Annotated in this window: 9 protein-coding genes; 3 read left to right on the top strand and 6 right to left on the bottom strand. The window is 65.8% G+C overall.

Translation table 11 applies throughout. The annotated features are described in order from the left end of the window. Positions 1–122: 122 nt before the first annotated feature. The 5 genes from Q7514_RS31795 to mobF all read right to left on the bottom strand — a co-directional run bounded on the left by Q7514_RS31795 (position 123) and on the right by mobF (position 11,937). Positions 123–3,257: a type I restriction endonuclease subunit R gene (locus Q7514_RS31795; protein ID WP_017681374.1), complete on the bottom strand. Its 3,135-nt coding sequence runs from the start codon at positions 3,255–3,257 to the stop codon at positions 123–125. Beyond that, positions 3,257–4,486 (bottom strand): restriction endonuclease subunit S, encoded by a 1,230-nt coding sequence (locus tag Q7514_RS31790; protein ID WP_017681373.1) that lies wholly within the window; start codon positions 4,484–4,486, stop codon positions 3,257–3,259. The genes Q7514_RS31795 and Q7514_RS31790 overlap by 1 nt, the downstream gene beginning before the upstream one ends. Beyond that, a complete protein-coding gene (locus tag Q7514_RS31785; protein ID WP_017681372.1) occupies positions 4,483–6,228 on the bottom strand; it encodes a type I restriction-modification system subunit M in 1,746 nt (581 codons plus the stop codon). The genes Q7514_RS31790 and Q7514_RS31785 overlap by 4 nt, the downstream gene beginning before the upstream one ends. A 189-nt stretch (positions 6,229–6,417) precedes the next feature. Continuing rightward, positions 6,418–7,602, bottom strand: coding sequence for a hypothetical protein (locus Q7514_RS31780; RefSeq protein WP_017681371.1), 1,185 nt, complete (start codon positions 7,600–7,602; stop codon positions 6,418–6,420). A 48-nt stretch (positions 7,603–7,650) separates the two neighbouring features. After that, on the bottom strand, positions 7,651–11,937 hold the full coding sequence (gene mobF, locus Q7514_RS31775) for a MobF family relaxase (protein ID WP_017681370.1): 4,287 nt from the start codon (positions 11,935–11,937) through the stop codon (positions 7,651–7,653). Positions 11,938–12,171: 234 nt separating this feature from the next. Here mobF and Q7514_RS31770 point away from each other — a divergent pair, with 234 nt between their 5' ends. The 3 genes from Q7514_RS31770 to Q7514_RS31760 are packed head-to-tail and all read left to right on the top strand — an operon-like array spanning position 12,172 to position 13,542. Further along, positions 12,172–12,744 (top strand): hypothetical protein, encoded by a 573-nt coding sequence (locus Q7514_RS31770; protein WP_006553203.1) that lies wholly within the window; start codon positions 12,172–12,174, stop codon positions 12,742–12,744. A gap of 13 nt (positions 12,745–12,757) precedes the next feature. Then, positions 12,758–13,327: an HNH endonuclease gene (locus Q7514_RS31765; RefSeq protein WP_006553202.1), complete on the top strand. Its 570-nt coding sequence runs from the start codon at positions 12,758–12,760 to the stop codon at positions 13,325–13,327. A 44-nt stretch (positions 13,328–13,371) separates the two neighbouring features. Then, complete coding sequence (locus tag Q7514_RS31760; protein WP_017681369.1) at positions 13,372–13,542, top strand: hypothetical protein; 171 nt, start codon at positions 13,372–13,374, stop codon at positions 13,540–13,542. Between the two features lie 138 nt (positions 13,543–13,680). On the opposite strand, the gene Q7514_RS31755 is transcribed toward Q7514_RS31760, so the two are convergent. Next, a complete protein-coding gene (locus Q7514_RS31755; protein ID WP_006553201.1) occupies positions 13,681–14,679 on the bottom strand; it encodes a DUF4192 domain-containing protein in 999 nt (332 codons plus the stop codon). Between the last annotated feature and the right edge of the window lie 440 nt (positions 14,680–15,119).

Genomic DNA, 15,119 nt, shown 5'->3' with positions numbered 1-15,119 from the left:
CGAAATGGGACAGTGTTGTGAATCGCCTCTCGTGCGATTCACAACACTGCCCCCTTGGGGCTATCCGCGCTGAGGGCGAGTGCGGAAGGCCCGGCCGTCACCACCACCGGCTACCGAGTTGCTCACACGTCCGTCCGCTGATGGACCGCTGCCTCGTAGAAGGCGTCTGCGAGCGCCATGATGACAGCGCTGATGGCGGGGCCGTCACTGAAGAAGTAGTCGGCCATGGTGTTGTGGGCTTCCTGGTTGTCGACGACCGCCTCAGTGACCGCGGTCTGGAAGTCTTGCGATTCCATGAACTGCTTCTTCGAGTTCACCTTGGTCTGGTTGACCAGGTCCGGATAGTCGAGCAGTCGCTGCACCAGGCCCTGCACGAACTCACGAATCTGCGAGTCGGTGAATGCTTCGGCGCCGAACAGGTCGTTCATCTTGTCGATGACGACCTGGAGTGCGACGTACTTCGGCTCCTTCCGGGTGCCGGTGCCGGCGGCACTAATGCCCTTGAGCTGACCGTCACCGGTCAGCGAAATGTCGACCGCGGCCGCTTTGGTGTGCTTGACCCCGACCAGAACGACGTCGGAGAGGTCGACCTCCGCGGCCCAGGCGGACTCTGCGATGACCTTGTCGAGCAGCCGCAGGAAGATCGAGAGCATCTCCATGTACGGGTCGCCGTAGTCGACGATCTGGCTCATGAAGTCGTAGAGCCGGACATAGGTAGCGACGTCCTTGCGGAACAGGTCGAGGGTGTTGAGGGTGACTTTGTCGTCGGCCTCGATCGCCGCTGCATAGCGGCGGGCGAATTCGTGCTTGGCCGGACTGATCGCCGATGAGAGGGCGTTGTTGCCCCTGCGGGTGACCCACAGTTCGGCGACCTCACGCACCTGCTCGGGGGTGTAGATCCCGGCCTGAGCGAGCTTGGTGGCGAGATGGACGACGACGTACGGGTCGGTCTCGGTCTCGAGGGTGGCGTTGGTGAAGTACGGCTCGAACGAAGCCCGGATGTCCTCGGGCTTGTTCACGAAATCGATGACGAACGTCTTGCGCTTCTGCTCCCCACTCGCGGTGCGATGAGTGCGGTTGAGCCGAGAGAGCGTCTGCACAGCAGTGACCCCCGAGAGCTTCTTATCGACATACATCGCCGAGAGCAGCGGCTGGTCGAACCCGGTCTGGAACTTGTTGGCGACCAGCATGACCTTGTACGTCTCACCCTTGAATGCTGCAGCCAGGTCCGAGCCGGCACCGGGATTCAGGTTAGCTTCGGTGAACTCGTCGTCCTTGCTCGGCTGCGGTCCCCAGTCCGAGGCCCACTGCTCGTCCTCGTCCATCGTCACCGAGCCGGAGAAGGCGACCAGGGTGCGGTAGTTGTACGAGGCGTCCACGGCGGCCCGTTTGGCGATGTAGGAGTCGATCGCCTTCTTGTACTTGACCGCGGCCTTGCGCGAGTCGGTCACGACCATCGCTTTGGCCTTGCCGTCGAGCAGGTGGGCGACGTTGGTGTGGAAGTGCTCGACGATGATCTGCACCTTCTGGCTGATGTTGGTGGGATGCAGTTTCACCCACCGCATCAGCCCCTTACGCGCCGCGGATTCCTCCACCTCGCTCCCGTCGCCGCTCTCGGCCTGGCCGGCGATCTTCAGGGCGGTGTCGTAGGTCTGGTAGCCCTTGAGCACGTCGAGGATGTAGCCCTCCTCGATCGCCTGGCGCATCGAGTAGAGGTGGAACTCGACCGGTTTCCCGTCCGGGCCCTTGCGGCCGAAGAGCTCGAGGGTCTTGTTCTTCGGTGTGGCGGTGAACGCAAGGTAGGAGATGTTCTGCGACTCGGCGCGCTCGGTCATCTCCGACGCCAGGATCGCCTCGACGTCGATCTCACCGCCTTCCTCAATCTCCTGGACCTCTTCTGCGGTCAGGACGGCCTTGAGCTTGGAGGAGATCTGGCCGGACTGGGAGGAGTGCGCCTCATCGGCGATCACCGCGAAGCGCCGGCCCTTGAGCGTCGAGTCCTTGCGGATCTCGTCGAGGGCGTGGGGGAAGGTCTGCACCGTCACCGCGATGATCAGCTCCCCGTTCTTGAGCGCGGCCGCCAGCAAGCCGGATTTCGATTTCGCCCCGGCCTTGCGGACGTCCTCCGGGCTGATCGTAGCCACGATCTTCCCCGACCCGTCGATCTGCCGGATCGCCTCCTGGAGCTGTCCGTCGAGCACGGTGCGGTCGACGACCACGATCACCGAGTCGAAGACCTTCTCGTCGTTCACGTGCAGTCGTGCCAGTCGGTGTGCGGTCCACGCGATGGTGTTGGTCTTGCCCGATCCTGCGGAGTGTTCGATCAGGTAGCGGCGACCCACCCCTTCCTGGCGCACTGCGGCCACGATGTTCGTCACGGCTTCCCACTGGTGGAAGCGAGGAAAGAGCATGCTCGTGCGCCGCACCGATGTGCCGGTCGCGACGTCCCACTCCTGCTTTGTCTCGACGATCATCAGCCGGCCGATGATGGTGAGCCAGGCGTGCTTCTCCCAGACCCGTTCCCACAGGTACGCCGTCGCCGACCGCCCGCCCTCAGCGGGCGGGTTCCCGGCGCCACCCTTGTATCCCACGTTGAACGGCAAGAAGTGGGTCTTCTCGCCTTCGAGCCGGGTCGTCATCGCGGCCAGATCGTTCGAGACCGCGAAGTGCACCAGCGCCCGGTGCCCGAACGACAGCAGGGGCTCGGGCCGGCCGTTGGTCATCGGATGCCGGTCCTTGCGGTACTGGTTGATCGCCTCGTCCAGGGACTGGGTGAAGTCGGTCTTCAGCTCCACGGTGGCGACCGGGAGCCCGTTGACGAAGAAGACCAGGTCGAGGCAGCGTTGGTCGGCGGTGGAGAAGTGCACCTGCCGCATCACCCGCACCCGCATCGCCGCGTACTGCTCGTTAGTGGTCGCGTTCAGGCTGGTTTCGGGGCGGAACTGGGCCATCTTCAACCGGCCACCGCCGATGTACTGCACACCGTTGCGCAGGATGTTCAACGTCCCGCCGCCATGCTCCAAGGGCTTGTCGAGTGCCGCGACCAGCACGTCGAGGAACTTCGCCGGCGACCCCGCCGCCTTCAGCGCCTTCTCGAACGCCGCCTGCTGGGTCTCCTGCAGCCAGGCGAACAAGTCCTCGGGGAACAGCGCCCGTTCCCGGTCGTAGCCGGTGTCGTTTGCCGAGTACAGCCACCCGCGGGATTCCAGATACGCGCAGATCTCGGACTCGAAGATGACCTCGTTGTGAGCAGCCATCACACCACCTCCCGCACGTCGATCTGACCCGTCACCGCCGCCGTGATCAACGCCGAACGCCGCTCCTTCGAAAGCTCGACGAACCGCTCAGTCTCAGCGATCAAGACATCGATCTCCGCGGTCTGACGATCAAGGGTCGCGGCCACGCGCACCTGGTCCTGCGGATCCACGGAAGGGACACGCATGGCGCGGAGCTTCTCGGCCGTCAGGTGCGGAATGGTCGAGCGATTGCACACAATGTCAATCACACCGACGTCCCGATAGGTCCGCAGCACATATCCCAGCCAAGCGGAAGACCAGTCGCTAAGTGGACGGAGTCGGTTGACAGTCTTCTGAAAGGACCACCCTGGCATATCCTCGCGGAGCAGCACGTTTGTGCCGACAGCCCCGCCCTCAACGACGAGCAAGTCGCCCTCGAGCAGGTTGAGATTTGCGGCCTCTTCCTCCGAGTAAGGCATGTGTTTCACGTCATCGAGCTTTAGCCCGGCGTCCTGAATATTTCCGGCTCGGATGTATGGAAGCATCTGGTCTTCGCTGCGAACCATTTTTCCGGCGTCCAACATCTTCCCAAGGGTTACCGAGAAGTGGTGGCCAATCGCAGTGAACGCTGCTTCAGCGGGTGGTGAGAAGGGGTTCACAGATCCGAGAACCGCCGCTCGGACTAAGTCCTTCCGCCGCTCGCGGAGCATCTCGATTAGGCGCTGTTGCTCCTCAAGGAGTGTGTCGATGCGGGCGGTCTCGCGGTCGAGGTAGTCGGCGATAGCGCGCTGCTCGTCTGCCGACACGGCGGGGACGGTCATTGACTGCAGGTCGCTGACGTTCAGGCGGGGAGTTCGGACGTTCCCAGCCTCGGTACCGCCGATGCCCCGCACGAGGCTCGCCATCGTCGCTACAGTGAATTCACTGGTGAGGAAGTAGTTCAGCCACCGCTTGTCGACCGTCGGGTCGACTCGCAGCACCGCGTAGTCCGGGCTAACGACTCCATCCTCCGGTGCGATTCCGAGCGCGCCTTGAAACGCCCGCATTCGGTTGATGACGAGGTCGCCCGCCCGGCAGAGCTTGTAGTTGGACAGATCCTCGGCCGCTGCCCGTGTGGTCGTGTCCGACGCCTCCCGACGTCGGACGCCCCAGCTGATCGAGACCGACAAGAGCGGAAGCGTTCCGGCTTCTGTCCCTGCTCGGGCGTCGGATTCCGTAAGCAGCCACTTGAGGCGGACGGAGTCGGTCATCCCTCCACCTCGCGCAGTAGGTCGAGGATCTTAGCGACCTGCTTCTCCAGGTCAGCGTCGATCTCGGCGAGAGGGCGGGGTGGGACGTACTTGTAGAAGTGGCGGGTGAAGGGGATTTCGTAGCCGGTCTTGACCTTGGTCCAGTCGATCCAGGCGTCGGGGACGTGGGGTTTTACCTCGGCGTCGAAGTACGCCTGGATCACCTCAGTCTTGCCCACGGCGCCGGCGGTCGAGCCGCCGTAGGTGAAGGGGACGTTCTCGGTGTCGCGCTTCTTGGTGTCCGGCTTGGCCTTGCCCTTGCGGTCGACGACGGGGTTTCCGGCTTCGTCGAGGAGTGGACGTTCGACAGTGACGGTCCAGTAGCCGAACTCGTCGTTGCGCAGCACCTTGGAGTAGTCCGGGTCAGCGTCAGTGAAGTCGGCGTACAACTTCACGATCTTGGCGCGGTCGACATCGCTGATCTCGCGCCCCTTGGAGCCGAGGTTCTTGCGCATCTTGGTCCAGAACGAAGTGCCGTCGATGAGCTGAACCACACCCTTGCGGTCGGGGTGCTTGGTGTTGTCGAGGATCCAGATGTAGGTGGCGATGCCGGTGTTGAAGAACATGTTGGTCGGCAGCGCAACGATGGCCTCGACCAGGTCGTTCTCCAGCAGCCACCTACGGATGTTGGAGGGGCCGGACTCGGCGGCGCCATTGAACAGCGGCGAGCCGTTCATGACGATGCCGACGCGGCCGCCGCCGTCCTCCGGTGCCCGCATCTTGTGGGCCAGATGGAGCAGGAAGAGCATCTGCCCGTCCGACGTCGCCGGAAGACCTGGGGCGAACCGGCCGTAGGGGCCGGCTTCCTCGCGTTCTTTCGTGACCGCCTTGGCGTACTGCTTCCAGTCCACGCCGTACGGCGGGTTGGACATGCAGAAGTCGAAGTGGCGGTCCTTGAACGCATCCTCGGTGAGGGTGTTGCCGAAAGCGATGTTGGTCGCGTCATGGCCCTTGGCGAGCAGATCGGACTTGCAGATCGCGTACGACTGCCCGTTGTACTCCTGGCCGTACAGACTCAGCTTCGCGTCGGGGTTCTGGGCGAGCAGGTGCTCCTCGGCCAGGGCAAGCATGCCACCGGTGCCCGCGGTGGGGTCGTACAGCGTGCGGACGATGCCGGCCTCGGTCAGGTCGACGTCCTTCTCCGCGAAGAGCAGGTCGACCAGCAGCCGGATCGCGTCCCGCGGGGTGTAGTGGTCACCGGAGGTCTCGTTCGCGGCCTCGTTGAACTTGCGGATGATGTACTCGAACGCATCACCCATGTCGGCATTGGAAACGACGTCCGGATGCAGGTCGACAGCCTTGAAGGATGTGATGACCTCGCGCAGCAGCTCCGCCTTCTCCAGAGCGAGGATTTCCTTCTTGAAGTCGAAGTACTCGAACACATCGACATCGGGCGAGAACCGGTCGATGTAGTCGACCAGGTTGTCCGCCAGCCCGTCGGCATCCTCCAGGAGGTTAGCGAAGGAATAGTTCGAGGTGTTGTAGAACGGCCGCCCGGTGGCCTTCTTGACCTCGACCTTGAGCCGATTGGGGTTGTCGTACTTCGCCGCCAGCCCGCGCACCGTCTCCCGGTCGGGCTCGAGAATGCAGTCGAGACGACGCAGGATCGTGAGCGGGAGGATCACATTGCCGTACTGGTTGGGGCGGTAGGGCCCCCGCAGTTGGTCGGCGATCGACCAGATGAAACTACCGAGCGTGCTCACAAGACTCCTTTACACGACGTACTCGACCATCAACTCTGGACGCTCCAGTACGAGCCGTACGTGCCGTCCGAATATGCCACGCACCGGCTATAGCCGGTGCGTGGCACGAATATCATTGCGTATCCTCACGACACCCTGCCGTATCGCCAGGTCAGCCCAGTAATCGACTCCCTCGGTGACAGGTGCCGATCAGTATCCGAGTGTTGCTTCCCGACTGTGTTCGAGTCCCATGTCGGGAACGAACGCGGCCTCGTTCGTGTGGTCGGGTTGGCGTTCGATGTTGAGCATCTCGGTCACCGAGCGGGGATGACCGCTCATCGCAGCCGCGAGCGCGTCGAGCAGTTCCTGGCTGAGCTGGTTCATATCCACGGGGGACAGGGGAGGGGCCACCTCGTCGTTTCCGTTGATCGGGCCGATCGCGGCACCGATACCGCGGCCGGCCTTCTCGAACACGGACCCGATCCGTTCGAGGCTCACTCCACCCTTTCCTTCGGAAGAAGTGGTCGGATCGGCCTGCACCTGCTCGAGCCGATCGGACACATCGGCGTCCTCGACGGCCGCGGCCGCGGTGTCGGCCTGGACGTCCTGCTCGGTCTCCGGTTCTGTCGGGTCCGGGGACTTGTCGAGGTCGATCTCCTGGGCGGCTTCTGTCTCGGGGTCGGCGTGTTCGATGCCGGTCTCGGCCTGTGCAGCGTGAGTCTGGTTCGCCATGTGGGTGGCGACTTCAAGTGGTACCGGCGTCGGTTCCGGGACGGTCAGATGCGTGTGGGACAGCTCGGCGAGCTTGTCGAACGGGGGCAGTGCTTGGGCTGCGACGTAGCTCAGCGCCACCGCACCGGCCGCGTCGAAGGCCCGCCGATCGGCGTCCCGGTCGGCGGCGACACGGGCACGAAGCCGGCGGTCCATCTCCTCCGGCGGCATCTGGGCCTGGACGCAGCGGGCCTGTTCCTGCCGGTACTGCGCGGCCCGCATCGCCTCGAGACGGGCCGCGTTGTCCTGCGCAAGCTGCTGCCACTTGCGGGCCGCGGCGGAGTTCTCGCCGCCGAAATGCCGAGCGGTGGCCGCGGCGGCGAGGATCTGCACGGTGGTCTGGGTCGCCGGGGATCCGTGGAACACGCCGAGGACGGTCTTCATCGGCTGCGGTTGGGGTGCGGGCCGGCCCTGACTGCGTTCGGTTTCGACCTTGCGGACGAACGCGGCGACATCCGCGACGTCCTGGCGTGCCCGCACGGCAGCCGGTCGCGGTTGGGGCTGCGCCGGGGGCTGCTGCGGCGCTGCGTTCCGGGCGGCGCGGGCGTCGATGAACGCGGCAGCATCACCGCCCTGGTTGGGGCGCGTGCGACGAAAACGGCGGGTGCGGTCGCTGTCAGCCATCGGCGGAAGTCCTCACTCTTCTCGTCGTGCAGTGCACGTGCGTCTGCGTCACCACTGCACCTCGGGACCGGACTCACTCTGGGTCCGGTCCAACTCGGGGTGCGTACTCGTCGGCGGCGGTGTGCTCGCCTGGGGCCGGGTACGGCGTGTCCCGGGCGGTGTTCCCTCCCGCTCACGCCGGGCGATTTCGGCGTCGATCTGTTCGAGGATGGCCTGCTCGTTGTGCAGTCCTTCCTCCAGACGGGTGATGCGGTCGCGCACCCGGCCGATCGCCTGTTCGTCGAGCACCTGGGCACGGTCCCGGCGGGCAGCTGCGGCCCGGTTGAACTGCGCGGAGCGTTCGATGATCGGCCAGTCCCGCTCCGGGGGAGCGGTCTGCTCGGCCACCGACAGCGCCGCCCTCGCTGCGGCGATCTGCTCGGCGGTCGCGGCCGGATCGGTGCGCAGGCGTTCGAGCCAGGCACGCGAGGCGCGCACCGCCTGGATGTGCCGATCCTGCCGTTCGACCTCGGCGACACGCTCATCGACGGCCGTCACCGCCGAATCGGTGCCGCTGACACGGGCGAATTCGTCTTCGGTCAAAGTCAGAAGGTGCCGGTCCTCGCCGAGCCGTCGCCGGCTCGACTGGCGTGCCGCGAACAGTTCGGTGTCGCTGTAGCCCGCGTACGGCGAGGACGGCTGCGCCGACTTCCGGTGCCCGGCCGGCGTCGCAGCCAGCCGCTCGATGGCCGATTCGATCTTCTCGCGGCGGGCACCGCGGAGGTAGGCCAGCGGGTCGTGCTGGTCGTCGGGTGCGTTCGAGGTCACCCGCGAGATCGCGATCTCGCGCACCGTCTTCTCCCACAGCCGCACTCGCCTCGGGTCGTCGCCGGGGGTGCCCACGGCCGCAACCCACGGGGCGTTCTGCTCGATCGCCCGCGTGAGATACGAGTCGATGAAGGCATGCATCTGCTGTTGCTGGGCACGAGCATAGGCGGCGAGGATCGGGTCCCTCTCGGCCGCCGCGTCGGTCAAGGCCGGCACCTTGTAACGCGCCAGATCGTCGCGGCGAGTGCGCGGCAGACCCGGTCCGTCCTCGGGCGCGATGCGCGTGCGCAGCGCCCGAGCCAGGATCCGGCCGGGAGCGTTCTTGCCGTCATCGACCTGCCCGGCCCGTCCCTGCTCGCGCAGTTCCTCGGCGGCTCCGCGCAGCAGAGCCTTCGTGTCCCAGCCGAAGGTTTCTGCTTGCGTGACGCAGGTGACGACGGCATCCCAGCCGCCGAAGTCGTGCACCCAGCCGAGCTGCCGTTCGGTGAGGATCGACGACAGCAGCTTTTCGGTGTAGTCGTCGTACAGCGCGGACACGGCCAGCTCGTAGATGTCGGTGATCCTCGACCACGACGCGGCCTGGCGTTGTGCGTCTTCGATCATCTGATGGGCGGTGCGCTGCGAGCCGTCGCGTTCGATGATCCTCGCCAGCAGACCCGTCGCGCCGGGATGGTCCTGCTGGGGGTGTTCGAAGTCCCAGTCGGGTAGCTCGTCGCCCGCGGCGTAGACGATGTTGGCGTGCTTGCCGCGGCTCAGCGCCACATACAGCGACTGCCGATCCATGTTCGCCGCGGCGAGCACATGACAGTGCCCGACGGTCATGCCCTGCGAGCGGTGCACCGTCGTCGCGTACCCGAGTTGCACGTTCTCGGCGATGTAGTCGGCCGCGACGGTGACCTCACCGTCGCTGATGTGGTTGCGCAGCCGCAGTGAGCCGTCGTCGCCGATCGCGGTGACGGTCCACAGATCGCCGTTCTTGACTCGGCCGGACTTGGTGCCGTCGGAGTGCTTGACGACGTATTTCGAGTTGTTCTTTCGGGTGACCACCACGTCGCCGACCGCGGCCTCGAGACCGTCCGCCAGAACGATTCCGGGGCCGGTGACGGTGCCGCCTGTGCGGTAGTAGACGGCGGCCTTCTCGTTGAGCTGGCGCACCAGGTCGTTGGTCGGGGCGACCATCAACGCGACCTCGCCGGCCTCGACGTCGCGGACGTAGGCGTCGAACACCAGGTCCGGCAGCTCGTGTGCCATGCCCTCGCGGATCCGGTCGTTACCGGCGTACCAGGACAGCACCGACGCATCGCCGCTGCGCAGTCGCAGGCTGGCCTCGGCCTCGCCGTCGGTGGTGAAACGGTGCACCTTCTCCAGGAACGGCGCGCCGGTCAGATCGGCCAGATCACGCAACACCCCACCGGCTTCGACGGACGCGAGCTGCTGCGGATCACCCAGCAACCGCACCACCGCACCGGTCTCGACTGCGATGCGGGTCAGGTCCGCCAGATCCCGCGCCGACGCCATGCCCGCCTCGTCGACGAGCAACAGATCACCCTTGTCGATGCCGGTAGGCAGACCGACACGGTGGCGGGTGAGCACATCGGCGATGGTGCGTCCCTGAACCGAAATCTCTTCCCCGAGCACCTCTGCGGCGCGGGCCGATGGACCCAGTGCGACGACTTTTCCGTAGCTGGTCTCCCAGGCGCGGGCGATCACGGTTGCGGCGGTGGTCTTGCCGGCACCGGCCGCACCGACCGCCACGGCAACGTGCTTCTTCGCGGTGAGGAAGTGCTCGATCATCGCGATCTGGTCGCCCCCGAGGCTGTGGCCGGCCCTCTTCTCGGCTCGCGCGATCTGGCGTCGGATCACGAAGCCGGAGACGGTGCGCTCATCGTCGGCGAACGCCTGCTCGCGCATGAACTTCTCGGCCTCGAGGACCGACTCTGCGGTGTACCGCATCTCGGCGCGATCGACGAGTTGGCTGCGCACCAGGCCGCGTTCGATGCGTTCGGTGACGCGCTCCGGGCCGTGATACTCCTCGGTGAAGGTCGGCTTGCAGTAGTCCCGCAGCGCCAGTTCCAGGGCGTTGTCGTACATCGCCCGCAACTCGTCGTCGTTGTCGAAACTGAACTGACGCAACTGCCGGTCGATCTCGGCGGACAGCGAGAACACCGTCCAGGTGCCGACCTTGCGCGAGAGCGCATCGACCACGTCTTCCACCAACGCGGGCACCTGGGTGGGGGAGAAGAGCGGACGACGGTCGCGTTCGCCTTGCACCGCCTCGACCAGCTCGGCCGGATCGCTTCCGGCGAGGATCGCCTCGGCGCGCTGGCGCCATTCGGACCGCAACTCGGCCAGTGACCGGGGCGGGTTCTTGGCGTTGCGGGTATCGAGGGTGGCTTGCTGCGCGTGGGCGTACTGCACCTTCTTCGGCGGGTTCTTGCCGTACCGATCCTTGTACTCACGCGCCAGTTCTTCCTGCCGGACCTCGATTTCCGACCGGCGTGAGAACTCCTCGATCAGCGACAGCGGGATGCCGTCGACCTCGTAGACCGGCTGCTTGCCGACCGGCGTATCGGGCCGGCGAGCGAAGGTGACACCGAGCTTGCGCGAGACCAACTCGGCCACACGGGTGTTGTACTTCTCCGAGCCGGCGACGTTCGCCTTGTACAGAATCGAACCGTCGATCGTGGTCCACTTGTCCTCGCCCAACACCCGGTTGAGCACGGCGCAATGGGTGTGCAGGTTCGGATCGGAGGCACGATTGTCGTAGTGATCGAACCGGGCGACCAGCAGGCCCTCGGCCTTAATCTTGCGCGCACCGCCGGCCCCGCGGCGGGTGTAGATCACCTCATTCTCGATCCACTCCAGCGTCTCGGACACCGCCTGCGCGTGGGCTTCTTCGACCGCGGCCTTGACCTTCTCGTCGCCGAGCCCCCACAGCAACGACACCGACTTCATCGGCGTGAACACCAGGTCATAACCGGCCACCGGCTGCCGAACCTTGGTGTACTGCTCGGTGATGAACTCCCACACCTGTGGCTCGCTGAGCAGGTCGGCCTTCTCGCCCGTCCTGCGGCGAAGATGCTTGCGGGCGGTCGAGAGCTGGATCACCTTCTTCGCATCAGGGGCCGGGTATTCGCCGTACTTCGCCTTGTAGGAACTGCACAGTTCCTCGACGTCGTTGACGTACTCCTGGCTCTTCTGGAACCACGAAAATGCCCGGCCCAGAGCAGTCCGTCGCGACCACTCCAACCGCTCCTCGAGCGGGGCGTCCGCATTCGGCCGCGTGGCGAAAGCATCGGGAGTGCGTGCGGCTCCGAACACCGACCGCATCGCGTCCTCGGTCACTTCAGTGCCGATCTCGACGCCGACCTTCTCGGCAAGTCTGCCGCACCAGATTCCCGGCGGGGTGCCCTTGGCGACGTAGTAATCGACCGCATCAGCCTTGCGGGACTCGGTGGCATCGCCCTTGGCAACATGCTTGGTGAGATAGACATAGCCGTCCCCTGCATTGAGCTTGTGGACGGTCATCACGGAAGTTGATCATGCCATGTCGCACCTTTAGTGCATGAGGTGTGTGGAGTTTTCTTGGTCGAACGGAGTTCGACCAAGACTCCGTCGAGGTTCCGACGGAGTTGCGGGTGTTAGACAGCCGGGGGTGGGTTTTCGTCGGGGAGGTGACCGAAGCGGGTGACATGCCGAGGTGACGACGATCCGGGGCGCGGAACTCCCCGAGAGCGTGGCGAGCCGATAGACTCCGGTCCTATGGCCACCTCGTCGACGTCGGCAGCGCGCCGATCACTGCGTCCCCACACCGCCCCGAATGTTCGGGAGAACCTGCGGCGCGAACGCGAGCGCGTCCTGGCGCGGCAGGCCGAACTGGAGACGCTGGCAGCGCCGATCAATGACGCGGCCGCGAAGCTGGCGAAGCTCGATGCGGTGCTCGAGTCCCGGGCGGCCACACCGCGGCGCAAGATCGAGCAGCTGGAGAAGGCACGGGATCGGCGCATCGCGAAGATCCAGCAGGAGTACGCCGCCAAGATCGAGGCCGTGAAGGCGGAAGCAGAGTCGGCCGGCGTACACCTGACGCCGGAGGAACAGGCGCAGGAGTCGTCGTTGCTACGCGAGTACGCCCTCGCGATCGTGGAGTTCGGCAAGAACGCCTCGGCCGGTGAACTTGCCCCGCTGCTGGGTGTGAGCGCGCGGGAGGCGAAGAAGATCATCGAACAGGCGAAGAGCGACCTGGACACGCCCGACATCCCCGCCTCGCCTGCGGCGTCTGCGCCGGCCTCGGCACCTGGTGCCGGCGACACACAGCCGGTGACCGCAGCATCGTGACGCTGCGCCGGTCATGAGCACCGACAGCGAGCCGTCGCTCGACTTCGGGTTCCCCGAGTGCGACGTCGAATACGTCGCGCCGCAGTCGTCCGACCAACCGCGGCGGGTGCGCGTGGTCGACAACTCGCTCACTCCATCACGGGCGAACGTCGCGGCGTTCTGGGCGAAGGTCGTCAAGTCACCGACGTGCTGGTACTGGGTCGGTGCGATCAGTGCACCCGACGGATACGGGCGATTCAACTTCCAACGCGAGAACCGGCAACGCACGATGCTCGCGCACCGCTTCTCTGTGGAGCTGGTGCACGGGCCCCTCGACCCGAACGTGGTGTGCGAGCACAAGTGCAACGAACCGTTGTGCGTACGCGTCGGCCACGATCACCTCGTGCAGTCCACCCACAGCGAGAACGTGCGCTACGCGATCGCGCTCGGGCGGCTGTCGGGGCACTCACTGCTCGACGGTCAGGGGCGCTCACGCTACGAACGGTCGCTGGCGATCCGTGAGGCGTTGCGGGGCGGGTACGACGAAGATGCACTGTTTCACGCCAAGACCAACCCGGGTGACTGGCAGGGGACACTGTTCTGACAGCAGAGCCGGCCTCGACGGTCGGCGACGGAGAAAGGGCACCGATGGTCCAGCGGTCCGAGGTGGAGAAGCAGTTGTACGACGCGACGAAGCATCTGCACCGGCCGAGTGAGGGTGATCTCGACGCGATCGTCAACGGTGAATGCCCGACACGCCCGGTCCGCGATCGGATCGATGTGGGGTTTGCGACGGACACGGCCGGTGATGTGTGGTGACGGTACGCGCCCGGTTATGGTGGTCGCTGTGAGTCGTGCGTGAACGTCGTCCAGGCTCGATGCCTGAACGACGTTTCTGCGCAACGGGCGAGGCCCCCGGAACTACGGATTCCGGGGGCCTCGCTGTGTGTTGTGCCGTCAGAGCCAATCACTGCTCGGGGCGGGCAGCTCGACACCGAACTTCTCGCGGGCGATGCCGACTCCGGTGCCGGACAGCGTGCGCATCTGCCTCGGGTGCAGCCCCGTCGAGAGTGCCTGCTCGACCAGTCCGAGCAGACGCGTGTCGGACAGGGGATGCCGGGCGGCCTCCTCGCGGGCTGCCTCGAATGCGCACCCGGCGTCCGGTCCCTGGAAGTTCACGTACGCGAAGAACCCGGCGACCGTCAGGGCCGCCACCCGTTCGGCCCCGTACAACTTGCGGGCGACGGCCGCCATCGTCTCGGCCGCGGTGGCCGGGTCGATCACTGCCAGTCCGAGGATCGCATCACGCGCCGTGATGTCGGTGGTGACGAGCAACCCGACTCGCGCTGCGAGTGCGGCCGTCGGCTCCTGGCGCTCGCGGACGGCGTCGGCCAGCTCGCTGATGACGCTGCGCGGGAAGTTCTCCCCCATCACCTCCTTCGTCTTCCGTGCCCGGCGGCGGTCGGTCATCGTCGCGTCGTCACGCCGGTAGCGGGCCACGATCTCCTCGCGGGTGCGGGTGAACTGCTTGCCGGTGAAGACGGTCGCGGCGGCAGCCGCGGTCGTGGCCGGATCGACCACCGTGCCGGTCCCGAACGTCTGCATGTCGGTCCATGTCTGCCCGCCCTCGATACTCGGGGTGTAGTAGATCCCCTGCACCTCGACACCCAGCCCGAGCATCGTCGCGTTCACGCGGTCGCCCTCTGCGATCACCTCGCGGAAGGTGCGTCCCTTCGCCACGACGACGACGATCACTGCGTCGGACTCGCCGCTCCGGGCAATCGTCTCGGCCGTCAGTAGGCGCCCACCCGTCCCGAAGTCGGTGCGGACCATCCATGTGATGCGGCCCGCGCTCGAGAAGACCAGCACGATGGACTGCTCAGGTACGAACGACAGAACGGTTGGGACAGCAGCGATGAGTTCGCCGATTCCCTCGATGTGAATGCGGTCGGACATGGCCTCTCCTCACGGTCGCGGCGGACCTGCGCGGCCCGCCTGATCTTTTGCCCTTCTGGCATGGAGATAACGACCGGCCCAAGGACGCGGAGTGCAACCCCTGGGACGAAAAGTCTCGGGGGAGCGAAGCGGAGGAGAGAGTTTTCGGGCCGTCAGGCCGCGGAGCGCCCAGGGGTTGCGCGCAGCGGCCGGCCGGTCATGATCGGAAGGCCAGAAGGGGAAAGAGAGAGTTCTTTTCAGGGCGGAGCGCAGCGGAGCTCGATTCGGTGGACACCGAAGGTGGCCCGCGAAACCTCCGCGTTCCACCGTCGAGGGGGTAGCCGTAGCATTTGCCGAAAATCGGGCGGATATGGCGTAGTGCCCGGTCGGTGATCCGCTCGGCCTGTTGGGTCGAAACGATCGTCTGTCTCGCCACCGGCTCCTGGCGGGCGCGGCGTATC

Origin of the sequence: Rhodococcus artemisiae (assembly GCF_036327795.1) — a bacterium.
Lineage (GTDB): Bacteria > Actinomycetota > Actinomycetes > Mycobacteriales > Mycobacteriaceae > Rhodococcus > Rhodococcus artemisiae.
The sequence above is the reverse complement of the archived record's forward strand: the minus strand, read 5'-3'. Positions and strand labels throughout refer to the sequence as shown.